The organism is Myxosarcina sp. GI1(2024), from assembly GCF_053543375.1.
The window spans coordinates 277,897-278,925 of sequence record NZ_JBKGTY010000005.1 but is presented as its reverse complement, the minus strand read 5'-3'; the positions used below and the strand labels follow the sequence as shown (position 1 = coordinate 278,925).

Genomic DNA, 1,029 nt, shown 5'->3' with positions numbered 1-1,029 from the left:
TCAGCAAAGGTATTCTATCTTATTTTGTCTGTTTAAATTGTTTAAGTACCGCTATGAAAACGTCAAGCAGGCGGCGACGGCGAATGACTATATCGGCAACTGCTGTTTGCCCTGGTTTAAATTTGATTTCTTTACCATGAGCCTGAATATAGTTCCGCTGAAGCGCGATTTTGATTCGATAGACTTCATCCTTCTGTTCGTTGGATTCAGAATCGGCAGAAATCGAGAGTACTTTACCAGGAACGGCTCCGAAATCTTGATAGGAATAGGCATCAAATTTAACCTGTACCGGCCATTCCTATTTCTACAAAACCTGCGTCTTTATTTGATATAACCGCAGAGAGAACTAGTGGTTCGCCGTAAGGTGCAATTTCAGCAACGGTTTGTCCTGCTTGAACTACTTTGCCAGTATTCTCGACATCGAGGGAGAGGACTGTGCCATCAACGGGAGCTTTGAGATCGTTTTGCTCTAATTTGGCTTTAATAATAGATAGCTGATTTTTAGTTTCCGCAATTTTAGTCTCCATTTGAGTAATTTCTACTTCAAATTGCTCGATTTTTTGTTTGGCTTCTAGTTGAATTTTTTGCCTTTCAGCTTGCTTTTGGCTTAATTCTGCCTGAAGTCGCTCGACTTCTTTAACGGCTGAAGTAAGCTCTCCTCGATTCTGGGTAATTCCAGCTTCGAGATCTCGCAGCGACTGTTCGGCTTGAAACAGCTGTTCTCTAGCATTAGTTACTTCTTGTAATTCACTTTGAATCAGCTGTTGTTCGGTTTGTCGCTGCGCCTGTTCGGCTTGAAAAATAAACTCTTGCGAAATTGCTCCCTGACGTTCGAGAGGTTTGAGTCGTTCGAGTCGTTTTTGATGAGCTGCTACCTCCGCTCGCAGTTGATTCAAACGTTCTTGCATCAAGCCAGAAAGTGGTTTCAACTGAGTTTGTTTGGTTTGATAGGCCGCCATTTCACCCTGCTGTTGAGCTAGGTTCTGTTGACGTAAAGAGGCAAAGATGAGAAAGTACCTGAAGTTGCTG

1 protein-coding gene is annotated in these 1,029 nt (G+C 42.9%); it reads right to left on the bottom strand.

Annotation, left to right across the window (positions count from 1 at the left end; genetic code table 11):
* Positions 1–278 precede the first annotated feature (278 nt).
* Positions 279–1,029, bottom strand: a 751-nt coding sequence (locus ACLFKQ_RS20260; RefSeq protein WP_449001547.1) for an HlyD family efflux transporter periplasmic adaptor subunit, incomplete at its 5' end; no start/stop codon positions are given.